Annotated in this window: 16 protein-coding genes and 1 pseudogene; 7 read left to right on the plus strand and 10 right to left on the minus strand. The window is 65.4% G+C overall.

The features are described from left to right. Window positions 1-61 precede the first annotated feature (61 nt). Window positions 62-340, minus strand: a complete 279-nt coding sequence (locus J2N69_RS36710; RefSeq protein ID WP_408056818.1) for a hypothetical protein — start codon at window positions 338-340, stop codon at window positions 62-64. 103 nt (window positions 341-443) lie between these two features. Continuing rightward, the gene (locus tag J2N69_RS36715) at window positions 444-758 is read right to left on the minus strand and encodes a hypothetical protein (protein ID WP_408056935.1); all 315 of its coding nucleotides are present in this window, start codon (window positions 756-758) and stop codon (window positions 444-446) included. 138 nt (window positions 759-896) lie between these two features. Here J2N69_RS36715 and J2N69_RS28970 point away from each other — a divergent pair, with 138 nt between their 5' ends. Together J2N69_RS28970 and cutA are read left to right on the plus strand one after the other, a co-directional pair. Next, window positions 897-1,577 (plus strand): PDDEXK family nuclease, encoded by a 681-nt coding sequence (locus tag J2N69_RS28970; RefSeq protein WP_230903304.1) that lies wholly within the window; start codon window positions 897-899, stop codon window positions 1,575-1,577. Between the two features lie 268 nt (window positions 1,578-1,845). Continuing rightward, window positions 1,846-2,172: a divalent-cation tolerance protein CutA gene (gene cutA / locus J2N69_RS28975; RefSeq protein WP_016327521.1), complete on the plus strand. Its 327-nt coding sequence runs from the start codon at window positions 1,846-1,848 to the stop codon at window positions 2,170-2,172. A 51-nt stretch (window positions 2,173-2,223) separates the two neighbouring features. Here cutA and J2N69_RS28980 read toward each other — a convergent pair whose 3' ends face one another. Next, window positions 2,224-3,471 carry a helix-turn-helix domain-containing protein gene (locus J2N69_RS28980; RefSeq protein WP_230903305.1) on the minus strand — a complete coding sequence of 416 codons (1,248 nt, stop codon included), beginning with the start codon at window positions 3,469-3,471 and terminating at the stop codon, window positions 2,224-2,226. 247 nt (window positions 3,472-3,718) lie between these two features. Here J2N69_RS28980 and J2N69_RS28985 point away from each other — a divergent pair, with 247 nt between their 5' ends. The 3 genes from J2N69_RS28985 (at window position 3,719) to J2N69_RS28995 (ending at window position 5,071) form a co-directional block, all read left to right on the plus strand. Next, window positions 3,719-4,120: an ATP-binding protein gene (locus J2N69_RS28985; RefSeq protein WP_269075681.1), complete on the plus strand. Its 402-nt coding sequence runs from the start codon at window positions 3,719-3,721 to the stop codon at window positions 4,118-4,120. 134 nt (window positions 4,121-4,254) lie between these two features. Beyond that, the gene (locus tag J2N69_RS28990; RefSeq protein WP_230903306.1) at window positions 4,255-4,803 is read left to right on the plus strand and encodes a hypothetical protein; all 549 of its coding nucleotides are present in this window, start codon (window positions 4,255-4,257) and stop codon (window positions 4,801-4,803) included. A gap of 13 nt (window positions 4,804-4,816) precedes the next feature. Beyond that, a complete protein-coding gene (locus tag J2N69_RS28995; RefSeq protein ID WP_033949325.1) occupies window positions 4,817-5,071 on the plus strand; it encodes a hypothetical protein in 255 nt (84 codons plus the stop codon). A 561-nt stretch (window positions 5,072-5,632) separates the two neighbouring features. Here J2N69_RS28995 and J2N69_RS29000 read toward each other — a convergent pair. From J2N69_RS29000 to J2N69_RS36725, 7 genes and pseudogenes are all read right to left on the minus strand, one after another. Then, window positions 5,633-6,568 (minus strand): DUF5655 domain-containing protein, encoded by a 936-nt coding sequence (locus J2N69_RS29000; protein WP_230903307.1) that lies wholly within the window; start codon window positions 6,566-6,568, stop codon window positions 5,633-5,635. Between the two features lie 316 nt (window positions 6,569-6,884). Further along, window positions 6,885-7,619 (minus strand): DISARM system phospholipase D-like protein DrmC, encoded by a 735-nt coding sequence (gene drmC / locus J2N69_RS36720; protein WP_408056819.1) that lies wholly within the window; start codon window positions 7,617-7,619, stop codon window positions 6,885-6,887. Further along, entirely contained in the window at window positions 7,616-9,484 is a 1,869-nt protein-coding gene (gene drmB / locus J2N69_RS29005) for a DUF1998 domain-containing protein (protein ID WP_230903308.1), read from the minus strand. Before drmB ends, drmC begins: the two co-directional genes overlap by 4 nt. Beyond that, window positions 9,481-13,113 carry a DISARM system helicase DrmA gene (gene drmA, locus J2N69_RS29010; RefSeq protein ID WP_230903309.1) on the minus strand — a complete coding sequence of 1,211 codons (3,633 nt, stop codon included), beginning with the start codon at window positions 13,111-13,113 and terminating at the stop codon, window positions 9,481-9,483. The genes drmB and drmA overlap by 4 nt, the downstream gene beginning before the upstream one ends. 52 nt (window positions 13,114-13,165) lie before the next feature. Continuing rightward, window positions 13,166-17,320, minus strand: coding sequence for a BREX-1 system adenine-specific DNA-methyltransferase PglX (locus J2N69_RS29015; RefSeq protein ID WP_230903310.1), 4,155 nt, complete (start codon window positions 17,318-17,320; stop codon window positions 13,166-13,168). Beyond that, on the minus strand, window positions 17,320-20,481 hold the full coding sequence (drmD, locus tag J2N69_RS29020) for a DISARM system SNF2-like helicase DrmD (protein WP_230903311.1): 3,162 nt from the start codon (window positions 20,479-20,481) through the stop codon (window positions 17,320-17,322). Before drmD ends, J2N69_RS29015 begins: the two co-directional genes overlap by 1 nt. A gap of 420 nt (window positions 20,482-20,901) precedes the next feature. Further along, a pseudogene (locus J2N69_RS36725) lies at window positions 20,902-21,042 on the minus strand (L-serine ammonia-lyase); the annotation flags it as partial. Between the two features lie 1,140 nt (window positions 21,043-22,182). Between J2N69_RS36725 and J2N69_RS29025 the strand changes: the two are divergent. Beyond that, window positions 22,183-22,941 (plus strand): hypothetical protein, encoded by a 759-nt coding sequence (locus J2N69_RS29025; protein ID WP_230903312.1) that lies wholly within the window; start codon window positions 22,183-22,185, stop codon window positions 22,939-22,941. A 591-nt stretch (window positions 22,942-23,532) separates the two neighbouring features. Then, window positions 23,533-25,536: an N-6 DNA methylase gene (locus tag J2N69_RS29030; RefSeq protein ID WP_230903313.1), complete on the plus strand. Its 2,004-nt coding sequence runs from the start codon at window positions 23,533-23,535 to the stop codon at window positions 25,534-25,536. Window positions 25,537-25,577 lie beyond the last annotated feature (41 nt).

A 25,577-nucleotide genomic window follows, 5' to 3' on the forward strand; every position in this document is an offset into this window, starting at 1 on the left:
TACGGCTTGGTGGATGCCGTCGGTGATGGTCATTCCGACGGAATAGGACAGCCACTGCCCATCAGACGTGGATGCTGCCGCCGGAGTCGGTGCGGACCAGTGTCTGCCGCCCCAGCCGCAGAGTCTGGAGAGTTGTGCCAGGGCGAGTCGGGCGGTTTCGATGTGGTCCGCGGCGGTGTTGGAGCCTGCGTTGGGGCCGCAGCAGGGCGGCCACCGGCTCCCCGGACCCGGCCTGGCCGTGGTCGGCGAACGCCACGAGGGGGCGGTGGCCGAAGGTCTTCTTCCGGGGCGCGGTGGTGTCCTGTTTCTCGGAGTGCGCGAGGGATAGCACTCCGGCCATGTCCACGATCAACTGGCCGTCGGTGGCCGGACTGTTCGCACGGGCCAGCGCGGGCAGAGCTGGATGTTCGGCCCGGTGGCCTCCGATCCCACAGTCTCCCGTGTCATCGGCAGACTCGCCGCATCCGGCCCGAAAGCCCACGCGACGATCCGGGACGCACGTTCCCGAGCACGGGGCGGGTCTGGGAAAGCATGCCGATGTCGGCCAGACAGCCCCCGCCGAGTGCGACGGCCAAGGCCACATCCAGCAGGATCTTCCCCGGATCGTGCACGGCCCGCAGCTTGCGCCACGGCGTGAGTGCCACCGATATCGCGGTGTTCAGAACGGACTTGCGGACCATCTCGGCCAGCAGCAGCGCCCTGGCCTGTGAGTGGAGTGTTTCGCCGTTGTTGAGGGCGGGCTCGGTGATGGCCGACAAAGTAGAGAAGTCGTATTCTTGCTGTTCAGAAGCACGTCTCGCCTACGTGACCACCCGTCGGACAACTCGCTTCATGAAAGCGCGAGGTTAGCGGTCAAACTGTGGGTCGGCGCATAACTGACCAGGAACGGAGACGCCGTGACGGACCTCCCCACAGACGGCCAGCCCATCGAAGCTGTGCCGACGGAGTACAGCGGCACCACCTTCCGTTCCGGGCTCGAAGCCGACTGGGCCCGCACCCTCGATACCCAACGCATCCTCTGGCAGTACGAGCCCGAGCGAGTCATCCTGCCGTCAGGGGCGCATTATCTGCCGGACTTCTGGCTGCCCGAGATCGGGACATGGCTTGAGGTCAAGGGACCAGCCACGCCCCGTAAGGAAAAGGCCGTCGAGCTGGGCAAGACGCGCGCCTGCCGCTGCGACGGCCCCTGCGCCTGTGGGTGGCCTGGTGGCGAGATGGTCCTCCTTGGCTGGGTCGCGGAACGCACCCACGGCGACATCAACGTGGCACGCAGCCGGTCGGGCTATGCCAGTTGGGCCGCCGCTCACGGGCCCAGCGCGTACTTCGTGTTGTGCCCATGGTGCGGGCTCAGACAGTGGATCACCCTGCGGCGTCCGTGGAAGTGCCGCGCCTGTTGCCGCGGTCTGGAAAGCGAGGAGCTGTTCCAACCCCATGACCGTGTGCTGCCTTTCGGGAGCGGCTCGGTATGGTCGCCTGCGGACACGGCGGCCATCCGCAGGGAGATCGCCGAACAGATTGCTGAGGCAGAGGCCGCCGATTCGGGCCACTCTCGCTCGGAGGCCCCGTACGAAGAGTGAGGGCGCGGGAGCCCACTCGCGGGTGAAGGTCCACTCTCGCCCGGCACCGACTGGGCGCCGTGCTGCCGCCACGAGGCGGCGACACTTCGACGGCTCCCCAGGGGCGGTCGGTCGGGGGTGCTGAACCCGGCAGACCTGGAACAGATTCGCGAGCCCTGCGTTTTCAAATCACGGCGGCTCGAACACAACGGGCCGCTTCCGCCCCTCTCGCTGGCCTGCGTCGAACACATGGGTAGGGTCGCGGTACCCGAGCTGGAGAGGTAGCCGCATGGACCACGAGATCGTGATCGCGCAGACGACCAGTGATGACGAGGAGCAGGCGAAGTCCCTCGCCAGAGGCGCTGTTGAGAGCAAGCTGGCGGCGGGCGTTCACATCGATGCGCCCATCACCGCCTTCTACTGGTGGCAGGGGAAGGTCGAAGCGGCTCAGGAGTGGCGGATCTCCTACATGACGTCGTCGGATCGCCTCCCCGCGCTGGAGGCATGGCTGCACGAGAGGCACCCGTACGACGTCCCCCAGTGGGTCACACTGCCAGTGACCGGAGGCTCGGAGGCCTACCTGTCCTGGGTCGTCGACGAGACGCGTCCGCAGTAGGGGCTCCCAGATCAGCGCCTCGCTCTCGCCGAGCTTGTGCGCTTGGACGCTTCACGCCGTCGCGAACGTCAGTAGGTGACTGGCCAGATCGCGCTCCGTGTCGGGAAGCCCAGCAGCGATGGCCTGAGCCCGCTGCCGGCCCATGGTGTTGGGCTTCGACTCCGCCGCTGCGGCGAACTGGTGGGCTACGTAGGCCCCGCGATCTACGTCACCGCCGCGCAGAAGGGCGGACGCCAGGTCACCCAGGACGACCACACCGGACTCGGGTAGTCCACCGCCGAGGCGCTCGACTGCGGAGTCGGCCGTGGCGGTCAGCTCCTGACGCGCGAGTTCGCCATAGACCGAGAGGGTTAACGAGTCCATGCGGTATGGCGTCACGAAGCGGACCCACGCCTGCTCGCTCGTATGGTCGGCTAAGTCATAAGCGAACTTGGCCTGATCGAGAGCACGAAGGGCGCCAGCGTCATCGCCTGACTGGGCGGCTTCCTCCGCGTACCGGCCCAGAGCCCACGCTGCGGCGGTTGCGTTGCCACGTCCGCGTACGTCCTGAGCTGCCTGCGAAAGCATCTCCAGCGCCTTCGCCGGGCTGGGGGCACCGTAGCTCGCGTAGCCCAGAGCGAGAGCGCGCAGCGGGGGGTGTCCAGCCTTCTTCGCGCACTCCGAGGTCACTCCGTAATAGGAAGTGGCCTTGTCCTGCTCGCCGAGGTCCCAGGCGACCCACCCAGCAAGAGCGGCAGTCTCCCCGGCCGCGATGGTCAGGGCTCGCTCGTGGGCTCCGGCGCGGGGAAGGGCTGCGGTGATCGCGCCCAAGTGCGCCTCGACGCGGGACTGCAGGCTGAGCGCACTCTCGTTCAGCTCGTCCACGTGCAACCGGGCCGCATGATCAATAAGCACCCCCGCGGACTCAGGGTCGATCTTGGAACCCTTGCTGAGTGCATAGGCCAGTCGGCCCCACGGCTCGGCAGCCGCAGCCGCACCGATGACTGCGCCTCCCAGCAGCGTTCGGCGTTTCACGTCGTCCAGGTCCTCCGCCTCAGCCTTGTTCTTCTCTCGCCGCCTGGCGCGGGCGGCTTTCGCCTCGCGCAGCAGCGGCTCCAGCGGGACGCCACAGGCCAAAGCGATGTTCCCCAGGGTGTGGTCCGTCGGAACGTTCGCACCGTTCTCGTACCGGTTCACCTCCCGGCGGGTCACCGTTGCCCGGCCGGAGGCGGCGTTGATCGCACCGGCCTGCTCGTCCTGCGTCCGATTCGCGTTACGCCGCAGGTGACGGAGCAACTCGGCAAATGGATCCACCGCCATGAGTCTGACCCCTATCCGTGGGAGAAAGCCAATACTCCCCTCAACCCCCCCTGGTTTTCCCCCCTTGACAAAGATTTCCCCCCTCCGGTTTCCCCTGTCCCGGATCGCGCAGCCACGGTGCGATGTGCTCATGACCACGCACCGGACAGCAACGCCGCCCCGACCTCGGGGCGACGACGGTGGCGCCCACGCCGTCGGCGCCTCAACCGCTCGGTGTCCGCTGGCCTCTCACGTCTTCGAGATGGCCATGGAGCCGGTAGATGTGCACGTCGCTCAAGCGCGACGAACGATGGCCACCGTGTTGAAGCACTGGTCGTTGCCGGAGACGCCGGCAGAGGACGCCCGGCTCGTCGTCTCGGAGTTGGTGTCCAACGCGATCATTCACGGTTCCGGGGACGTCCGACTGCGACTGCGACACGACGAGCACGAGCTTCGAATCCGAGTCACCGACGACAGCACGGCACCGGCGAGGCGGCGACGTGCGAGTGCCGCCGGCCTCGGCGGTCGAGGGCTGCACCTCGTCGCCTGCTTGTCGCTTCGGTGGGGCGTCGCGGACGGCGGCCGGACGACGTACGCGGTCATCCCCACTCTCACGGAGGCACCCCCATGTCGCCGCACAACGCAGCCAAGCATGGAGCCGACGTGTTGAGCCTCGTCGCCTTTGATCGGGGGCGAGAGAAGCACACGGGCGGTGGGGCGCCGACCGCTGGCCGTGACTACCCGAGCTGGCCTCGCACCTCTGCCCAGGTGAAGCGCCGGTCCCGAGCTGGCCAACTCCGAGGCTTGCGCCAGCACTTCTACCGTCAGACCGTCGGCGCGCAGGCCGATCAGCCGCTGCGCGTGCTGGCGTACAGCCTGGTACCGAGTCCGAGGGCCCGACCTGACGAGGACTGGGGGACGCTACAGGCTGAGGCCGACCAGCTCGGTTACGCGATCACCGCCCGGCTCCACGATGTGGCGGTCCCGGTGACCACGACGTACCTCCCGGCATCCAGTGCGAGCCAGGGCGTCTACACGCCGCCTTGGGATCGACCTGGTTGGCGGGAAGCCGAGCGACAGCTCCGAGAGGGCTTGGCCGACGGCGTGCTCGTCCTCGACCGGCACAACATCAGCTCCGATGACGACGAGTACCACGCCGTGCTCAAACACCTGGGCGAGCACTGCCGGGCGTTTCTCCACCTCGTGATCTCCGAGGAGCCCGTCGCGCCGACTTGGAGGCGTCCGCTGCGCTGGATGGACAGGAAGGGCTGGGGCTGGCGGCAGATCAGCGCCCAGATCGCCCTGATCGTCGCCGTGAGCGTCGTGCTCGTCCTCACCTTCAAATACACCTGACGGAGGGCTGACCATGACTTTCGAGGGACACATCGATCGTGCGCCGCGCCTCCTGCCGCACCGCGAGCAGGGCGAAGCGCTCCTCGCCATCAGGGAGGCCGCCCCTTCGGCGCCCAGCGAAGAGGGGATCGACCTCTTCGCCGTGCCCGCTGGTGAGGTTCAGGGGCGTGGCTTCGACCTCTCGCGCTTTCACCGGCTCGCGCGCCTGCCGGCCGTGCCGGACGGATTGACCTCGCCGTCGGCTGAGGGCCCGCCGGACGCGGCCTGACTCTCCTCAAGCGAGCACGACGGCGACCACCACTGCCCCGGATGCCGCCGCCGGTTGCCGCACCGCCCCATCCAGCTTTCCGGGGTCTCGGGGTTCCAGGACGTCCGTGAGCAGTTGGAAGTCGCCGAGCTCCGAGCCCGACCCCGGCGCCATCCAGCCGCTTCGGCGTCCCGCTTGACCTTCCCGTCCCCGTAGACCTTGTCAGCTGAGGGCGTGGTGGACGGACAGCGACATCATCTGAGGCATCTACGCAACCGCTCCTTGCACCCTTGGACGTGAGTAGGCGTGTAGCCGTGCCAGAAGCAGACCGGCCCGCCCCGCCCCAGAGGCCAGGCGGGGGCAGCCAGCGGGCTGCTCCAGGGCGTCCGCCGGGTCGCGGAATAGTCCACACCCTGAAAACCGCACTGCGCCAGTTGGCTGAACTGACGAAGGACGACTTCGAGCTGGCCGGACCGGAGGCATGAGCATGAGAGCGGAGAGGCCGGGGCCGGCGGCCCACAGACGGCAAAGGGGCGGCTGGTGCATCGACTAACCGATGCGCCAGCCGCCCCTCCTATTACGTCAGGCCGCCTCGAATGCCCGCCGGATCAGCGGCGCCGCCTTCTCCAGGTCGGCGGCCGAGACGACGCGGACCTCCAGGTCACCGGTCCCGAGGTGTCCGATGCCGCGCATGTCCCGGGTGTAGCCTTCCTCCAACTCGACCGTGTCTGGGTCGAGTATGAGGTACACCAGGATCGCCTCGTGCTTCGGACGGAAGATCACCGACGCCACGTTCACCAACCGCCGGTAAGCGATGTAGTGCCGCAGCGACGCCACCTCCACCTCGCCCCATGCCGTGAGCGCCTCGTCCAGTTCCGCGTACAGGTGCCGCAGGCACTCCGGCACCGCTCCGCCCCCCGCAGGCGGAGAGATTGCCGAAGCCGCCGACACGCTGTCCGCCACGGGTGCCCGCTCCTGGCCCCGGCTAGACGAGGCAGCGCTCGGGAAACCGGGCGCGGGGTCCACGAGCAGCAGCCCCAGCAGGCCACCGTCGAAGATCCGATAGCGGACCAGGTCGATCCGCTCGGGCAACCTCTGCACCGCTACCCGGTCGTGGTGCGAGAAGCCCGCCGCGATGCAGATCATCCGCGGACGACGCCAGTCGACGGACTTGGCGGCCTGGGCGCCCAGCACCTTCCGCACGAGCGCCTCGAACTCGTGCTGTGCCGATTCCAGCCAGGACAGGTAGGAGGCCGCCTGAGACATCACCCCACTGTCCGAGCCTTTCTTGAACTCGATCACCACCGGGCTGCCGTTCTCATCGAGCCCCAGGGTGTCGATCCGCCCCCGGTGCCAGGGGCCGGTCTGGTACTCCGACGCTAGGAACCGGACGCCCAGCATCTGCTCCAGGCCGGCCTCGACTCGCCGCTGCAGCGTCACCTCCAGCGCCACCGTCGAGCCGGCCAGCTCGACACCCCGTCCGTCCGCGTCCTGCCGGAACATCATCAGCTCGGCCACCAGCGCCCCCTCCCGCGATCTCTGCAAGAAGACCAATCGACGATGGGCCTGAGGTATTCCGCTGCGGCCGGCGTGCCGGGTTTCACAGGGCCAACGCGCTCGTTGAGCGGAATGCGTGCGGGGTGGGCCGACAGCGGATGAGTTCTCCTGGCGTCATGCCTCCAGGATCTTGCCGAACGCTGTCCGTGCCGCCTCACCTCGATTGTTCGTTCGCAGTGATCGAGGACGGGAGAGGGGCACGAGTGCCGAGTGGGCGCACATCGCATCGGCGGTCTCGTTCGGGACGTGACCGCTGGATGCCGGGTTCGCGGGGTCGTCAACAGCGAATCAAGTCGCCTTGTTCATGAAGGGCTGCAAGGTGAGCACGGATGGCCCTCGGATGCGGGCCGCCTCGCAGGAGGAGGCCGCACTCGAGATTGGTTTCCATGGCCGCGCCCGTGATGTTGGCGCTGCCGACGAGAGCTGTGGATCCGTCTGTGACAAGGATCTTTGCGTGGAGTGACGTGTGGCGAGCTGAGCGCCGGGCCGCTGGCCATGCCAGTCGAGTCGCATCCAGGTGGGGAAAGGGGATGCCGCGAAAGCTGTAGGAGGGGTTGTCCGTGTTGCGTTCCAACAAGAGTGTGATCTGAACGCCGCGCTCTGCCGCTGCCTTGAGCGCAGCGGTGATTCTTGGCTCAGTATGCGTGGCATAGCTGACGAGCCAAATCTCGTGCCGAGCCTCGTCGATGAGAGTGGTGATGCTGTGCGCTGTCAGCCGACTGGATGTGATCCGTGTGTGGGGCCCCGTCCAGACGACGTCGATGGCCTGAGCCTTGCGCGAAGTATCCGCTGCGGCTACCGCAGCGAGAGCCCCTGCGAGGTAGTCAGGGGAGCAATGAGCAAGGCAAGCGCTGAGTTGACTGCATGCGCGCCGGATTATGTTCGAGGACGCCTGGGCTCGGAGGTCCCTCAGCCCATCGATGCCTCCGCCTGCGGCTACTGAGAGTGCATACAGGTCCTGGCTGGGAAGTTCACGCGCGAGGGCCTGCACTGTGGTGATCGGATCGGTCATCGGGGGAAGGCCAGTCCGTCACTGGTCAGGTCGACGAGGACAGCGCGGTCGAGCCAGCGGTTGTTTACCTCGCAGGTGGTCTCTGATGCGAAGAGACAGGCGTGGCAGGCTGCGGCATGCAGGGCCGCGGAAGGGTCCTCTGGAACGTGTTCGGCGCAGAGCGGATCGGAGGAACAGTAGGCTGCATCCTCGAATGCCTGATCGAGAAGCCGCTGAAGATAGCGCTTCTCACCGAGCGATACCAGGCCGCCAAGGGTGCCCTCGCTGTCGCTCGCGGAGGTGGACAGCAAGATTCCGGCCGCGGGGTTGTTGGGCGCGCCGAGGTAGAGCCGCTCTCTGATCGATGCTGAGGAGTATCCACACTCGAGAGCTACCTGGCGAATTAGCAGATGGCTGAGGGTGTGGAGTAGCAGGAATCGGGCAACGGGGAAGGCCGGGTCCGCAGGCAAGGATCGGTTAAACAGCCACTGATCGTACGCACGCCGCAGACGGATGATGCGGTCGTTCTGCTCTGCCTGTCGCGCCCAACTACGCACAGCATCCTCGCGGAGCTCCAGAAAGATGCCCTCGCCGCGGCGGTCCGCCGCCGGCACCCACTCCGGCTTGCCGCGAGTAAGGGGAACGCGCTGGATTGGATCAAGATCCTGGCGGCCTGGAGCCGAGATGCGGGTGAACCCGAGCAGCGCGCTCGTCTCCCGCAGCCGCGGGATGAGGACGACCTGGTGGAGCAGTTGGTCATATCCCGAGGGCTTCGGAGTCGGCACCGCGCGGAAGTCGTCGTCCTGTTTCTCGGTGGTGGGATGCGACAGAAGGCGCCACTCGGCATCCAGAAGGCTCTCGTCTGGCCGAGCGGTGCTGGGTCCGCCAGAGGAACGGATTTCTTGAATGGCGGTCCACACAACTGAGATATCAGTTTCCCGCAGCTCCCGGAGGTCCTCCACCTTACCGATCAGCAGGTCTACGATCTCCGGCGACGGTTGGGCGCTGAGAATCTCCCAGTTTTTCGCGACGAGCTCGGGGACGGACTTTCCGCTGGGCAGGTGCAGCGCCGACGCTGAAACGGAGAACCAGAGGTTCGAGGCGCCGAGCACCATGAGACGCAGGTTCTTGCCACAGGGACTGAACTGCTGAAGGTGTGGATGCCGGCCCCTGCAACGGGGGAGGTTCTCCCAGCCGTCTCGTCCCGAGGCGTCCATGATGTTGCCGCGCTCGTCACATTCGAGACACACGACGGTGACCTGCGGGCCCAGGGTGGAGGCCGCATCACGCATAGTCAGACGTGGTCCGTGGCAAGGTTTGGTGGCGTTTCGGTGTACGAAGGGGACGAACGGGAAGTCGTCGATGTGCCCGTCCTCGCAGACCACGACGAAGCGGGCGGGGATGCAGGCGCGGCGTTTGTTGATCGTGGTGCGCCCCTGCTTGTCGCAGTGCTTGTGTACGTACTTGGCCAGATCGGCCCGTTTTCCCCAGCGGTGTACGAGCTCGAACTGGCCGCTCCCACCAAGTGGCCCTAGGCGATGACAGGCTGGACAGCGCAGCCAGCCAGGAAACGGGGTGACTGGTACTCCTACTCTGGTCCAGGCGTTCTCGGATTCTTTAGCGTCCCAAGGGGCCTTGCGTAGAGCCCGGACTTGCGGCCCCAGCACCCGCTGGACCCTCTCCAGAAGCCGAGGTTCGCTGATCTCGGTCTGATAAATGGGGTTCCATGCGTCCAGGCCGCGCACCATGACGCTCATCGCGGGCAGGTCGACGACCGCTCCGACGCCGGCGGTGGTCATGAGGTGACTGGGGCGAGCCTCACCGATCCGGGTCGCTACGGCCGGCCCCTCGGCACCGGCGGACTTGTTTGTCAGCAGCGGGCTCACGCGCTGCCTCCCTTTCGGTCGTAGTCCCACAGGGGTGCCTCATCGAGACTCGGGTCCTCCTGGTCAAGCTGGAGAACCACCTGTGGTTCGACCTCGCGCATGCTCCGCGGGGCCGACCACAAGTCCCAAGGGCCTGAGTCAGGTTTCTTCAGAAGGCCAGCCAGGTCTGTTCCCTCGTCGTAGCCCAGTCGGCCGGTCTGTAGACGCGACCGTCGCGAGTGCCACCTGTCCAGCCGGTGCTGGACCTCTTTGCGAACCCGGTCAGGGGCGTCCTTGTCATGCGTCACCCGGCCCGCACGATCCGCGACGGCGTCGATGAGGGCCGAAGCAAACGGGCCCGACAAGGCGACATCGTGAGCAGCAGGGTTGGGTAGAGCCGCGGTCCCGGAGTGGCGCAAGGCGGTTGCGATGATTGCCGTCAGCCCGCGATCCAGCGCGCGCTCGCTGAACGGTGTGGTCGTCAGCCCTTCGACACGCATCCCGAACGTGGCGTGCTCGTACTCGAAGGTCTCGAAGTGGGCGAGGTCACGGGGCCGACTCCAGTTGTAGATGGTCAAGACCAGCCCCGGGCGGCGCTTGTCGCGACCAACACGAGACGTTGCCTGGATGTACTCAGCCGTGTTCTTCGGCTGCCCCGTCACGAGCATCAGACCGAGGCGCTGCACGTCCACACCGACCTGCAGCATGCTGGTCGCCAGCAGGACATCGATTGGGTACGAACGGCGTGATCGCACCTTCTCCTTCGCGGCTTCAGGATCTGCCTTCCGCAGCTCCACCAATGCGTTGATGGCATCGGTGGAGTCGAACTCAGGATCGAAGGGGCCATCGAGTTGCGCGAGAGAGCCAGCGATTCGGCTGGACGGCATCCGACTGGTCAACTCCGCCACGGTGGGACGTTTGCGCCTGGTCCGGACCCTGCTGCTCCGCAGGCGGTCCGCGATGTCGTCGTCGATCAGTCGGCGCATCCCAGCAAGCTCTTTGGTGGCGGTGAAATAGTCCACCAAAGTCATGTATGGGTCAGCTGCGACACCATGACGGTCGAACAAGCACTGAGCGTGCTCCAAAATCGCCGCGGCCACACGGATCTCTACTGCCTTCAGCCTCTCGCCCGGGGCCATGATGCCGCGATAGCGACGCCCGGGTGTGTCTGGGCTCGAGGAAGCGACTCGGGAGAAGAACGTCTCTCCAGCGTCGAGGACCTGAGGAGGGAATACCGCAAGACCTCGCGCGAAGACCTGTTCAACCTGGTCACGGGCACGCCGCACGGTCGCCGTGGAGGCGACGACCACGGGTCGGATTTCGCGCCCGTTCACAACGCGAGTGGCGAGTTTGTCTACGACAGTCTCGTACAACCCGACCATGGATCCGAGAGCATCACTGATGAGGTGGAGTTCGTCCTGGATGATCAGATCTGGCGGCCGTGGGCGCACTGCAGGCTGGAGTTCGGCGCGTGGCAGCCCCTGAGCCGCTGGGTGATAGCTCCGACAGAAGCTGTCGAAATCCGGGTTGTGCCAACCATGTCGTGCACAGCGCTGCTCAGCGAGGCCGAACAAGGTTGCGGTGGCAGCCGACCAGGGCAGCTGCGCGAACTTGTCTACGGTGGCGATGACGAGGGCTGGCGTGAGCCGGTAGATCTCTTCGTCTACGGTCACCACGGGCAGGCCCTCATCCGGCGAGTGTCGTGGCGTGAATGGGCACTGTGCCGTGGGGTCAGGGCACGCCAGGATAGTGCGTCGCCGGATCTGGGAAGTGCTAAGGCAGTGCGGGGCGAGGGGCGTTCCGCACCACGGGCAGGCCGCCAGCTGCAAGGGTCCACCGAGTTGGCCATCAGGGTTGCGGTTGTCGTCGATCTGTCGCTTGGCTTCCTCAAAGCTATTGGGTGTTACCGACTTGCCAACCCACAGCCCGATGCGGAACGGGACATCGCCCCAACGCGTGTCGCCGGCCGCAATCCGCTCGCGCCGCAGCCACTCGCAGGCGCAAACCAGCGCGGCAGCCCTTTGGAACTGCTGAGCTGTGAGAAGACGGAGGGTGTAGCGCATGAGTACAGCCACGCCATCGCCACCGTCCCGGGCCATGCCTCCGTCACCCTGGACGCCCTGAAGCCGGCGGATAGCGAAGGTGTATGCCGTCAAACCCAGATACGCTTCGGTCTTGCCGCCACCGGTGGGGAAGAAGAGCAGCTGAACTTCTCCGTCATCGATGCTTCGGTGAGCATCTGGGTGGGCAGGGTCGGTCAGCCCAGGTAGACAGAGGAGGAGGAACGCCAGCTGGAATGGACGCCAGCTGCGGTTCTCCGGCCTATTGAGCTTGCGTAGGAGTGCTGCGGTTTTCGCGTCTGGATCAGCTGCCCGGGCGCGAACCAACTCGCTGCGGACACGCTGCAGTGCCATGGCCTGGTTGGCGAAGCGGAAGGCTTCACGGGCAAGACCGTTGTCGTGGAGCAGCTGAATCGCACGCTCCAACCGGTCGGCCATGTCGTGGGCGTCGCGCAGGGCCCGGGTGCCGGACGGCTCGTACAGCCCGACCTCTGTGTCTGTGGCGATCCGCTCTTCCTGGAGCGCGAGCCACTCGCGATAGCCCGTAACAAGCGGGCTAAGAGCGCTAACGAGGCCGTCGCGCGCGAGATCCTGCTTGCCGAGAGCCTCCATGTCCAGCTCGACACCGGGGAGATCCCGCATGTCGGCGGCCTGGATCAGCGGTACCTCTGCCTCGGGAAAGCAGGTTGTCCTGATCTCGTGCGCCCTCTTCTCCCCAGGACGGACCTTCGCCTCTGCGGAGCACTGTCGCCCATGGGCGAACTGCCGCCTCTCCCGATAGAGGAGAGCCAGATGGAGCTTCTCGTCGTCGCTAGCGGCAGGCCTGACCCCAAGCTCAGGGTCGTTCTGAGCAACGAAGATCGCTGCATGTCCGTCGAGGGCCGTCGCCGTCAACTGGACCTGGTAGAGCCTCGTCTCGTCCTTCGCCGTAGCGGTCTCAGTTTGGGCGTTGATGAGCGAGACATCGACAATCCGTTGTCCCCGCCGGTGCCGGACTGTGTAGCGCAGAAGGACCTGATCCTGATTCGGGTCCGGGATGCGCTGATCCTGGGCCTCCTTGTCGACTGGGATCTCGACGGCCCCGCCCGCAGGTTGCCGCACCCAGACCGTCCGCGGGTTGCCGAGATCGGTCTGCTGGTGCTCAGACTTCGATCGCTGATAACGGCCCCAGGCTGCGCGTACCAGCACGGTATCGACATCGTCGGCGACGCGGAACGAGACACCTATGGCCGAGGCCGCCATGCGGCCGGCGCGAACTACGGCCTCGGAGCCCTCTTCGTCATCGTCTTCATCGTCACCTAGATCATCACGAAGGGCAGGATCATCGAGCAGAGCGAGGCTGTCAGCATCGGAATTCTGAGCCAGCCGCGACCCGAGGGCGGGCTCCTGCGCAGGGGCAAGCCGTGGCACCAGCCGACCCAGCAGGTACTGCTCGGCGGGACTCGTACCGGCAAGCAGCTCCTCGTGATCGCCATCCCAGGGGCCATGTAGATCACGCTCGAGGAATCGTTCCAGGTGGCCTCTGACCTGGAACGACGTCACCTCGGTGGTGCTGTTCTCGCTGCCTTGCGTGCCGCTCGATCCGCTCACGCATCCGATGCTATGGGATGGGTCTGACAGTTGGCCTGCGTACAGGCGTCAGCTACTTGGGCTGCGCGTCGAAGCGCTCCTGGTTGAGTGTCCGCAGGCGATCGATTACCTCGTACTTGACGTCCCGCTCCATGGTCCAGCGAACGCCGATCTTGGTTTCGTGAAAACCGACCCTGGGGTCGAGATCCGTCCAGCCGTAGGCAGCCAGGACCGCGTGGTCGATCTCCACGTGCAGGTCTCGTAGCGCCACAACTTCCGGGTCGGTGACTGAGGGATCGCGAACCTTGTTGTAAGTCGTGGTGAGGCCCCAATTTCGGGACCGCATCAACTCGCGACGGTTCGAATTCAAGAGCTCCCCGAGGGAATCCAATCGCGACCACTCGGATGGAAATCTGTGAGGTTCTGGCCGGGGAAACGAGGCGAACACGGCATTAGGGCTGTAACGAATATCGGTGCGCATGGTTGACGTATAGCGAATCACCCAAGAGCTGTGCGCACTCGATGAGAGCAATGCGAGATGGGCGAAGTCTGCGAATGCAAAAACTACAGAGCTGCTTTCGAAAACTGGCCCGGTGGCTACGCGTGCAGGCATGAGAGTGTTTCCTACCCGACACATGGCGAGGACGTAGTCCATGCCGCGGATCCGCTTGTAGAGCCCAGGGCATCGCTCGGCAAACTTCCACCAATTCTCGCGATACGGCTTCTTCTTATTCTTGTCTCGCTGAGGTTTGGCCAACCTTCGCACGATATCGATCAAGTCGGGATACTGCTCGGCTTCCGCAAGGCTCATATCATGAAAATTGATCACCCATCGACTGGCCGAGAAGTCGGAGCGTCTGTTCAGGTCCTTGCCGATTACGTATTCATCGATGAGTCTGGCATTCTCTGGATTCTTGTGAACCAACAGATCTCGTTCGTCTTCGGTCAGGTTGAAGCCGTCGCCGAGAACGATGGATCCAATGAATGCGAGATCTTCATTAGCTGAAAGGGGGTGGGGTCGGCCGGGGATTGTCGTGGGGACCTCGAGGTCGAGGCCAATTGATGGGACTCTCTCACCATCGAGCCAAAGGGCGGCTCCGTCCCGCGGTTTCTCGCGGCTCATCCAGAACTCGACGATCTGAAGGCTTGCGCTCTTGGTCGGCCATGGATGGCTAGACTTTCCACGCCAGAGGTGGAGCCTATTCGCGACTTGCTCGAGACCCACCTTAAGTGTCACGGTCTCCGTTACGGTGTTATTGGTGACAAGGCCCAGCTGACCGTTGTTGTTGAGCAGTCTCTCAGCGCGTAGGACAAACCGTGCAGCTAGATCGGCGCTCCCTGTAACCCCGCTTCCATCCCATTGCTGGAGCCATTTCAGGTAATCGGCGCCCAGGGGGCCTGAGATCTTCTTCCCGCCAAGGAATGGGGGATTGCCGACGATCGCGTCAAATCCGGGCGCATTAGTGTCTCCGAAGATCTCGGGGAAGGTGAGCGGCCAGTGAAGCGGGGTGCGTCGGGCCGCCCCGACCGGTCGTCCATCATTTAGACTCTTCTCTGCCAGGATTGAGAGTGGTGAGTCATCGGTGCTGGCGGTTGCAATCTGCATTGCGAGTTGAGCGAATAGAGTGTCTCGCTTCTTGCCGGTAACCTGGGCGGCGGTGAGGCCGACACCAGTGAGTGCATCGGCTACAACCAAGAGAGAGGATTCGGCCGCTCGCGCCTGCCCGAGCAGACGCGCCTTGTGCTCAATATCGCGTATGGTAACCGCAGGTAGCGTAGTAATCCGCCGCCGCAGAGTCGCTGCCTTTTGCACCGTGGCTCGCCATTCCTCCGAGAAATCGATCGTTCCTCGGTGTAGGCGGCGGCCGGCCACTGGGTCGACGTGCATGGCCTCGAGCTGAGCGAAACTGGTCAGGCCGAGAAGCGAGTCGCCCGACACGAACCGGTCATCGAGAAAGCCGAATGGGCGTTCCCGGTCCATGGTGATCAGCCACATGGAGAGCTTGGCCATAGACACGGCCAGTGGGTTGATGTCCACGCCGTAGAGGCAGCGCTCCGCCACCAGACGGCGGGCCTCCAGCTGGACGGCGTCAACTTCGCTGTCAGAGGCTAGACGATTGCCGTAGCGAGTTTCTGCGGCGAGTAGAGCGTCCCGTCGTCCCTCCAGCTCCCAGGCCCGGACCAACTTACCCGCGAGATACCTGCACGTGGCCACAAGGAATGCGCCGGAACCCATCGCGATGTCCGCTACGCGTAGCGTGAGGATCTCCGCCGAGGGGCGAAGCTCCCAGGCATCTTCGTCGCCCGTCTGCAGCGGGCCGGGACGGTGGACCAACGGATCCACCGCGTGCTTCACGACCTCTTCCGCCAAGCGGCGCGGGGTGTAGTGCGTTCCAGAGGATGCGCGTCGCGACGAGCGCGTGACGTAGCGGCCTCCCTTTGGGGTGACTGCCGGCCAACCGCGGTGGTCGAGCCTTATCACTGGCAGCAGCGATTCAGCGTGGGTGAAGTCCTGGGTGCCTGATCCGACCACGCGACCCAGGTCGTCCAGCTGATCGCTCGCAACAGCCTTAGCCAGCTCAGTCTGGATCTTCTGGGCCTTCCAAACGCTGTACTCGCTCAACCAGCCGGCGAACTTGGCATCGCCCAACTCGGCACGCTTGGAGATCGCGTCGGCCAACGGCACCTCACAGGTGAGCTGCTTGACCTCGGCACCCTTGATGCTGGGCCACTTCGCGGGGCGAGCGAGTCCAACCATCGTTTCCTCGGCGGTGCGTACTTCGAGTTCAAGGAGCCCCTCGTACACATAGCCGATCTGCTCGACGTCGAGGGAGCGGAAGGTCAGCTGACGGGTCGCGCCATCAATCGTCACGAACTGAACAGCCTCAAGCATCTTGAGAACCGTCAAGTCGTCCACCGCAGGGGGCTCGGCGTCCATGTGGCTAGGTGTGTTGCCCTCGGCGGTCGCAACGCGGCCCTCCAGCCACGGGTAGCGATCCGGGTCGAAGAGCTCTCCACCGTAGGCCGGCATCCTCAGATCCTCATGCGCAACGCCTGCGTGAACGGCCCGGGTCACCGCAAGCAGCCGGTGCCATGCCGCGGTCCGGTGGGCCAGGGCCTGCTGACCTGCGTACTTCTCGCGTGTGCGCAGTTGCTCGACCAGGTAGCCGACGGAGTACCCGCTGGCGTAGAGGTCGTCATCACTGGGGAGGAGACGGCGCTCTTCGGCGAAGAGGAGGAAGACCACGCGCATCATCACTGTGACGACACCGGAGTAAAAGTCGTCGTCGGTCACGTCTCGGAGCAGGTCGCCTTCGCTGTCTCGGTCGAGTTGATCAAACCTGGCGACCAGTAGTTCGACTGCGTCCCGTACCTGCCTGCCTAGTGTCTCGGTGACTTCCTCTTGCCGTGACAGGCTGGCGCGCAGGAGGCGAGGGAGGGTCTTGTCGAGTTCCGCGTTCAGGAAGCGGAAGCGACCGAGGAAGTCGACGAAGGCGGCGAAGAGGTCTGGTTCGGCGCTGAACAGGGACGCATCCCAGATGCCGACGCCAGTAGAACCCCCGATCGGCGCCCAGACGACGGCCCACCACCGCCCGTCGGTCGCTACACCGATGGGCACCCTGCGGGCACGCAACAGAGCCGCCAGGCGGTCAACAGGACTTGAGGCACCGCCTCTTGAATCGAGCGGATGCTGACCCCAAGGCAAAAGAGTGCCGAGCAACTTCCAGGGATTGTTGAGGTCTTCGTCCTCTAGGCCGTCGGCTGCACCGGTGCTCTTGGCATCAGGTTCTTCGCCGTCGGCCTCCTCCTCTGCAGTGTCCTCGTCGTCCTCTTCATCCGTATCCTGCTCATCCCTGCCGACTACGTCGGCGCGGAAGGCGAAATCCGGACGGAGGGGGGTTCCAAGACCAGCTTGGGCAACGGCGAGAGAGGCCGGAATGCCATCGTCGAGGAGAAGGCTGTCCTGCCAGTCCAGGGCGTTGTGCAGCACAGCGTGAACGACATCGCGTCGACTCACGCCACCATCGCTCATCATCTGTTCTACGCGAACGCGCATGAGCGCGCGCGTTTCCTTGGGCACCTCTGTCAAGCCATTCGGCAACGCCTCATGGACGACGGGCAAGGCGAGGAAGGGCCCGGAGGTCTGGAGGAGCTCCAGCCAGGCATGCCGAGCCCGGATTTCCTCGGTGACTCCGGTGCTGGCGGACTTCTTCCGACGGGGAGCCATCAGTTTTCCTCCCAGCCCTCGGGCACGCATACGGCCACAGCGAACGGAAACACGAGCTCGCGGAGGCCCGCGTAACGCCGCTCTACCTCTGCTACGTCTCGCCTGCGCTCGCCTGGCAGGCTATCGAGCCGAGCTCGGATCGCTTCAACATCCCGCTCGATCTGATCCTGCTCGACTTGCTGCAACTCATCGAGCGACAGTTGGACGAATGCCCGGGATGGTTCGGCGAGCAGTCGCTGCAACGATTCCTCGAGCTGACTGAGCGTTGCGTTCACCCGCTCAACTTCCTTCACTTGGCGATCCGTAAGTGCGGTCTCAAGGTCGGTGAGTCGGGCGCGAGCAGCCTCCCGTACATCCTTGGCGAATCGCTCGGCCAGTGTTGGCCATGCCTCGGTCACGAGGGCGAGAGCTGCCGCCGGCGCCTCCCGGCAGGCATCGGGAGCGAAGCCGTCTTCTAGCGCACGCCGCAGCCTCGCCTTGATGTCGTCCTCGCGGGGATTCTTCCTGAGCTGGCCGAGGTCTACTGCGCGGGAGCGGCCCGAGGCTGGCACGGCGCGCGCTACGGGCATGATCTCCTCGTGCAGACGGCGGCCGTCTGCACCCACGACGACCAGGCGTGCGTAGGCGACAGCCAACACGTCGGTTATGCCGCAGTCCTCGGGCAGTGTGACGGTCACCGCGGAGACGCGGTGCAGTTTGGAGTGGCCTTGCCACATGGCGGAGCGCAGCAGCCGAGCGCACTGAGACACGAGAGGATGCTCAAGATGTGCGTGGACAGCACTATCGTCGCGCCCCTCGAGCAGGGTGCCGTCGAAGACCACAGGGCGCCGTACATGATCCAACGGATCTTCGAGACCAGTGACAGTCCGCTCCCAGCCGCGCTTCAGGTCGGGGACCTCCACCTGCCCGCCGGAGAGGTCGACGAGAGGCTGCTGCTCAGCCATCGCCAGTCCGACGTCGACGACGCGTCGTACGTTCACCGGGGATACGTGAAGCCGTCGTTCGCTGAGTGATAGCTGCTTCCGAAGCCGCTGGGTGTGTGCGCGGACGTCTTGCTCGGCCTTCAGCATGCTCGCCGACGGTTTCTGCTTTACCTCAAATGGGTCCACGAGCATGGGGCGACCAAGCAGTTGAGCTTCCACAGCAGCTGCGAGAACTGGGTTGATGCTGCCTAGATCGGCACGCTCTGTGGCGACCTTCACGGCTACTCGGGACAGGAACTCCAGGTCACCCTTGTATGACTTGGCTTCGGCGTTCTCCCAGTCCGTACCGACGAAGTGTGCAACGTCCACGGGGAACCGCTGGCCGTGCCTGTCCACACGTCCGATTCGCTGCTCCAGCCGGTTCGGGTTGAACGGGATGTCGTAGTTGATGATCCGGTGACAGTAGTTCTGCAGGTCGATGCCCTCGCTCGCAGAGTCGGTCGCGAGAAGGATGCGCACGGGCGTCCGGTGCGGCGCTGCCTGAAACGCAAGCTTGACGGCATCCCGACGCTTCGGATCCATGCCGCCATACAGCAGCTCCAGCTTCTCGCCGCCAAGCCCACGCGCGTTGAGGATGTCCGCGAGGTAGGTCTGGGTGTCACGAAATTCCGTGAAAACAATCACTCGGTCGCTCGGATCCGCGGTCAAGACACGCTGGATCTCGGCGACCAGCGCTTCGGCCTTGCTGTCGGTCTTCTGACCGTGAACATCCGCCCAAGCGAGCAGCTCCTCGAGTGTGGTGCGGGAGTTACCCCCAAGGGGACCGGTGCTGTTTGCGATCCGGGTCAGAAGTTCCAGCTCACCAACACTGCCAGGCTCGTCGTCCTCCGTCTCCTGGTCCCAGTCGGCTGCCTCGTCGAGCCAGGCCAGGTCGTCACCGCCGGGGGGCGTGGCCTGGCCGTAGCCTTCAGCTGCAGTTGCGTGACTGCGGAGTGTCAGTGTGAATGCAGCAGGAGACGAGAACAGCCGTCGCTTCAACATCAACGTCACGAGATCATTCGCCTTGACCGCTGTGGCGCTCTCTCCCAGGCGCTCGGTCCGGTACGCCTCAAGGAGCTGCTGGACCTGGATCTCTGCGGGTGAATACGTCACAGGGATGGCGCGATTCGTCCGAGGTTGGAACAGGCCGTTGTCCTCGTCGTCTTTGATCTGATCCTTCAGGCGGCGCACCATCACTTCCTCAAGGGCAGACTCTGTGGGCGTCATGCCACGGGTGAAGCGCTGCGGGTCGAGCATCGCCAGCAGAGCCTGCCAGGAGTTGGAGTACCCGTTATGCGGGGTCGCACTGAGAAACACCCGATGCTGGCTGTGCTCGCTGACCCGCTTGACGGCTTCCGTCTGCTTGCTGTCGACTGCGTATCCCTTGCCGCGCTGCGGCGCCGGCGGCGCGCAGTGGTGCACCTCGTCGACTACCAGCAGGTCGAAGAAGCCCGGGTGCCTTGTTTCCTCTGTGAGGACCTCGTCGAGCAGGCGTCGAACGATGGGGCTCCTCAACCATTGCAGGCTGATGATGAGCCTCGGGAAGACAGAGAACGGGTTCTGGCCCAGACCATGAGTACGGCGTAGGTCCCGCAGAGTCATCGAGCTCAGGACCGTGAAGTCGAGGCCGAAACGCTGCTTCATCTCTTCTTGCCACTTGCCGGTCAGTGACGCAGGGCAGACGACGAGCACGCGACGAGCGCGGTGGCGGAGAAGCATCTCCTGGATGACCAGGCCGGCCTCGATCGTCTTGCCGAGGCCGACGTCATCGGCGACGAGGAGGTTCACTCGCGGCATCGACAGCGCCTTGGCGACCGGGGCGAGCTGGTGTGGATAGACGGTGATTCCGGACCGGAACGGAGCCTGCAGAGTTTCTGTATCAGCACTTGCCACGCTGCCCCACCGAGCAGCATCGAGGAAAGCTCCCAGTCGCTGCGGATCATCCCAGCGCCCATCCTGAACCTCGGGCAGCTCTTCCGACGAAACCAGCTGACGGCCTGGCTCCATCTCCCAGACGACGGTCAGGCTGTCGCCCACGTCGTCGCCCGAGACGTTGGTCAGAGTCACGAGCGTCCGCCCCGGAAGACGTGCCGCAGCGAGCTCGTCGACTGGCTGACGGCTTTCGTCCACGCGGGCGACGACCCAATGCTCCCCGCGTACCTTTACTAGCTGGCCTGGTGCAACCACCGCATCATTCATGATGGACCAATCTTGCCTGATCCAGCCCATGCACTGGAGCCGTTCCAGAAGCGTCTCCGCGGATGCCCCAGAAACGCAGAGTGGAGGTTGCTCCTATGCGGTCTGACGTGTCACGACGACACCCCGTAGCACGAGTCGCCACCGGACAGCCTGACCGCTCAAGAGCCCGCTATGCGTCGGTCTCGGGTTCAGCGCCGTCGGCGATTCAGAGGAAGGGCGGTGTGCCTGCCTCAGCCACCGAGGTTGGAGGCGGACACCCACCAAGCCGTTCGGTGTGCCGCCGAGAGCACGCTGAGGCAGGGACATCCCAGGGACTTTCACGTCTGTCCCAGGGCGTTTCCGGGGACTGTCCGCCGCGTAAGCAGGGAAGGCCCTGACAGCACTGAAAGATACAAACGCACTGGTCAGAGCCCATCCCGCCTAGCACTCAATGATGTTCACCGCGAGCCCGCCCCGCGCCGTCTCCTTGTACTTGACGGACATGTCCGCGCTGGTGCCCTTCATGGCCTTGCCAGCCTTGACGTAGGCGTCCGCCCTCCCATCCCGCCGGCAGGCTCGACGACGGCAGTGCGCATTTCACTGCTCGTCTCGACGTGCTCCCGGGCAGGGGTGTCGTGGATGCTGTCGGCGGGCGCCTCGGTCAGCAGGTCGCCGACCCGGACGTGGGGGCAGCCGGATGATCGAAGAAGCGCCGGTGCGCGTGGAGGTTCGGGCTGGAACTGGCTGTAGCGGTGTAGTGCGCTTGATGCGCGTGCACGGAAAGGACCGAACTGCGAATCTTAGAAACGCCAGTGGCACCGTCGGTGCGGACATTGCGAGGCCCCTGTGGCGAGCACTCTCCGTGAAGGCTGACGGGCACTCAGATATCTCTGACGCCTCGTCACCAATTCAAGATCATCTTGCACGCACGTTGCACAAGGTGATGAAAAACAGCGATGATCAATGGAGGGTACTGCAAGTGTGTAACAGCAGGTCAGCAGGCACTTAGGAGTGTCGTGCCCCTCATCTCCTAGGGGCACGACACTCCTGCCGATCAGATGTCGCGGAAGAGACCAGTGAACGCGGTGACCTGCCGCGATGAGCGGCGTGTGGTCGCTGAGCTGCGCGAATGACCTTTCAGCTGTTTCACGCTCGTGCCGCTTGATGGGGCCGGAAGTCCCAGAAAAGTCCCAGGGGACTCCCACTGCTGACGGGTGCCTTTCGGCTCTGTACGGCAGTACGGGCAGTCGAACGGCCTCGTTTCCAGCGAGGGTGGTGGAGCCTGGATGTCGAGTGACTGGCGCTCGGCCGATGTCTTGCGGGATGGTAGGGCCCTGATGATCGACGACGACTCTGCGGTCGCTGGTGGCAGCGAGCCGGCAGTACCCGCCAGCCCTCGGACGCCCTACAGCGAGAGGCCCGTCGCGCGGGCCCGGCGGGCGAAGGCTCAAGAGCTGATCGAGCGGCTCGTCGCCGAGGGCCGCGTTCGGATCACCGACCCTGATGACGACGAGGTCGCGGAGTGGCGGCGCGTCGTCAACTACGCGAAACGGCACGGCCTGGAACCAGCGGGCAAGCGCATTGAGAAGGTTCCGTACGGTGGGCCGGGGCTGGAGCTGTTCCTTGCGGATGGCCCGCATCCCCAACGCGCGGAGTCAACGGCCGAAGGCGGGCGGGGATCCGGTTCCCGTTCCCTCACGACTGGGGAACCTCCATCCGATCGTGACCGCGCTCAAAGACGACGAGCGCCGACTCGTCATGCCGTCTGCGCTGCGCCGTAGGTCGCTCCTGCTGTTGCAGGGACTGGCGGCTGAGGCGGTCCGGCGAGGGTACGAGGTGCGGAAGGCCGGGTCGTCCTTCTACCCGCGCGAGGGCGGAGTGGACGTCGCTGTCGACGGCTTCGCGTATACCGTCACCGTCAGACAGGAGTTCCCGGAGTCCACAGATCCGGAGCGTTCCGTTCGTCTTGTCGTGGAGCTGGCCCATGGCCTGACCGGTCGGCCCGGTCGCTGGCGGGATCGGAAGACCCGGACACTCGAAGAAGCCCTGGGCTTGATCCTTGGAGAGATCGAGGCGCGGGCGGTAGAGGACGCTCGGCGTAGGCAGGAGGAGCAGCAGGCCCACCTAGCGCGCGGACTTCGTTGGCAAGCGGCCATGGATGTGGCGAAGGAACAAGCTGTCCGTGAACAGCTTGCCCAGGCGCTGTGTGAAGAGGCTACGCGCTGGCAGGAGGCCGCTGCCCTCAGTGCGTACTGCAATGCATTGGAACATCGCATCGGCGAGCTGAACGGTGTTGCGGACGAGTCGGCTCTGGACTCAGCTCGACTGTGGCTGGAGTGGGCAAGGGAGTACGTGAGGTCAATCGACCCCTTGACTCCGCTTCCAGGACTGCCGAACACCCATGAGCCCACGCGTGAGGAACTCAAGCCATTTCTCAGGGGTTGGAGTCCCGATGGACCGGAGCGTCTAGGCGGACGCTGACGCCCGCGTGAGCAGTGGGCCGACGTGTTGCCGACGACGCATCATGTGGAGTGAGTGGCGACTCTTGAACGGGCGGCTAAGGGGACCGCGATGATGTTCTCGAAGGCGTGACAATGATTGAGGCGAAGCTGTCCACGGGCTGTCCCCGGTGGCCTCGACGATAGGGTCGGCCAGCGGGCGCTTCTGCCGGGCCCCATTCATCCAGCCGGAGCCGGGGACCCGGTCATGCCTTCGGCACGCTCAACGTGCGCACGGCCGGAACGAACCGCACGAGGGTTCTGTGAGCCCCGGAGCGCTACGGCACGAGCAGCTTGGTGGCGGAGTAGCCGGGGATCCACGCACTGAGCTGTCCAGACGGAGAGCCCGCCGAATCCAGGCACTGCCCTTCCGCTGTGGCATCTGCTTTGGAGCGGGCATGGCGTCGGGAATGACAGCGGTGCGTGCGGCTCGCTGCCGGGCACGGCTCTCGTGCATCCTGAGCCTGAGCACATTGACAGAGTCAACGCGTAGGCTTCACTCGCAGGCTGCAGCGTGCCGCGAGTGCATCGTTGCCTGCCATATCCAGCTAGACCATCCCTGAAACGAGAGACCATGGAGCAGCACGATGAACCGGTCACGCTCAGCCTTGCAGGGATCGCGCGGCTTGCCGGAGTCGGTCGTGCCGCCGTGAGCAACTGGAGGCGGCGGCACAGCGACTTCCCGAAGCCGGTCGGCGGCACTGACGCCAGTCCCATGTTCTCCCTGGCGGATGCGGAGTCCTGGCTTCTACGACACGGCAAGATCGACGAGTCCTCCAGTGGCTGGGACCGTCTCTGGCCGCGGATCGAGGACCTCGGCGACCGGGACGGGATGGCTCATCTACTGGCCTCAGCGGGGGAGCGCCTGGCGACCCCGGCGATGAACCCGCCGCGTGGAGCCCCGGAACCCAGTGCTGCCGACCGGAAGTTGGCGGACGAGGTCGTGCGGCTAGCCCTTCGCCAGTCGTCGAAGGAAGCCTTCGCCGTGCTGCTGGATCGTTGGCACGCTGTCCACGTACGTCAGTTGATCGTCACTCCCCGCCAACTGGCCGACACTATGGTGGCTCTGGCGGCCGAACTCCGTGACGGCAGTGCGCCGGTGCGTCGGGTGCTGGACCCTGCGTGCGGAATGGGTTCGCTCCTGGTTGCGTCCGGTCGGCGATGGTCGGGGCAGGTACCTCCGCCTGCGCTGGAAGGTGTCGACAACGATGCTGCTGTCGCTCGCCTGACCCGAGCCAGACTGGCTCTGGAATTCCCGGGCTGTGAGCGACACGTACAGTCTGGGGACACACTGCTTGATGCCCCCCTGCGGCACGCCTCCCGCGCAGACGTGGTTCTGAGCTATCCACCGTCCAACGAGCGTGCCTGGGGACACGACGAACTGGCGACCGATCCTCGCTGGACGTATGGCACGCCACCACGGACCGAGCCTGAGCTGGCGTGGGTGCAGCACTGCCTGTCCGTGCTGGAACCTGGGGGAGTCGCAGTGCTGGTCCTACCGCCGGGTGTCGCTTCGCGGCGGGCCGGACGGCGAATCCGCGCGGGGTTGGTGCGCACCGGAGCCGTGCGAGCCGTTGTCGCGCTGCCGCCCGGGAGCGCGCCGCCGCATGGGGTGGGGTTGCATCTGTGGCTGCTGGCGACGCCCCGTGAAAACCCCGCGCACGAGGTAACCTTCGTCGACGCTGCGGACTGCCGGACAACCGCGCTCACTGGTCGTGGCATGGCCGTCGACTGGGACGGTCTGCGTGAGCGCACCGTGGCGGCCCTGCGTGGCAGTGACCTACCTGGCGTCACACGGGTGCCGACCGCGGAACTGCTCGGCGATGAGACCGACCTGACGCCCTCTCGCCGCACCGTGGCCGACCGGTCCTTGGGGCCGGTGGAACTGCGCCGCGCCTGGACCGGCTGGGACAAGGCGCTGATGGACATGGACGATGCGGCCAAGGCCGTTCGCGAGCACGAGGCGAGCCCTGCAGTACCGGACGACTTCGGCTACATCTTCGTGGGTGATCTGGAGCGTTCCGGTGCTCTGGACGTGACGCCCGGCAAGGTTCTCGCTGACGATCTGATCCAGCAGGGAGCGCAGGCCGAGGATGCTCTGCGCGTCGTCACCCCATGGGCCGTACGGGGTGAGGAGCCATGGGTTGCCGCGGCGCAGGCCGCCGAGTTGGAGGCTGAGGGGCAGGGGGTTCTGACGTCCTTCGGCGATGTCGTGGTCGTGACCGCGGCCGGCGGATTCGACGTCTGGGTCGAGACGGCCGGACCGCGACTGCTCGGTGCCCATACCGTCCGGCTGCGGACCGACCCTGCACTGCTTGACCCGTTCTTCCTCGCCGCGTGTCTGAGCGCGCCAGGCAACGACCAGCGAGCAGGGACGCGTGCCTCCTCTTCCTCTCGGGTCGACGTACGCCGACTGCGCGTCCTGCGCGCGCCGGCGACGCAGCAGCGGCGGATCGGGGAGGTCCACCGCCGACTCGTGCGGTTCCGGGAGGCGGTGGCCGACCTGGGCAGGCACGGTGATGTGCTCGCCGCCATGTTGTCGGAGATGCTGGCCCAGGGCAGGCTGACGGAGGAGTGAGTGGCGAGGTCCGGCAGAGGCCGGGCCCCAGTTTCCGCGGA

Origin of the sequence: Streptomyces huasconensis, from assembly GCF_021028635.1 — a bacterium.
Classification (GTDB): domain Bacteria; phylum Actinomycetota; class Actinomycetes; order Streptomycetales; family Streptomycetaceae; genus Streptomyces; species Streptomyces huasconensis.

Coding starts and splice junctions, on each gene's coding strand:
- J2N69_RS28985 (WP_269075681.1), top strand. CDS start 3,719: ATGGAGCCGGTAGATGTGCACGTCGCTCAAGCGCGACGAACGATGGCC.
- J2N69_RS36710 (WP_408056818.1), bottom strand. CDS start 340: ATGGCCGGAGTGCTATCCCTCGCGCACTCCGAGAAACAGGACACCACC.
- J2N69_RS29015 (WP_230903310.1), bottom strand. CDS start 17,320: ATGGCTCCCCGTCGGAAGAAGTCCGCCAGCACCGGAGTCACCGAGGAA.
- J2N69_RS28995 (WP_033949325.1), top strand. CDS start 4,817: ATGACTTTCGAGGGACACATCGATCGTGCGCCGCGCCTCCTGCCGCAC.
- drmD (WP_230903311.1), bottom strand. CDS start 20,481: ATGAATGATGCGGTGGTTGCACCAGGCCAGCTAGTAAAGGTACGCGGG.
- J2N69_RS28980 (WP_230903305.1), bottom strand. CDS start 3,471: ATGGCGGTGGATCCATTTGCCGAGTTGCTCCGTCACCTGCGGCGTAAC.
- J2N69_RS29030 (WP_230903313.1), top strand. CDS start 23,533: ATGGAGCAGCACGATGAACCGGTCACGCTCAGCCTTGCAGGGATCGCG.
- cutA (WP_016327521.1), top strand. CDS start 1,846: ATGGACCACGAGATCGTGATCGCGCAGACGACCAGTGATGACGAGGAG.
- drmC (WP_408056819.1), bottom strand. CDS start 7,619: ATGACCGATCCGATCACCACAGTGCAGGCCCTCGCGCGTGAACTTCCC.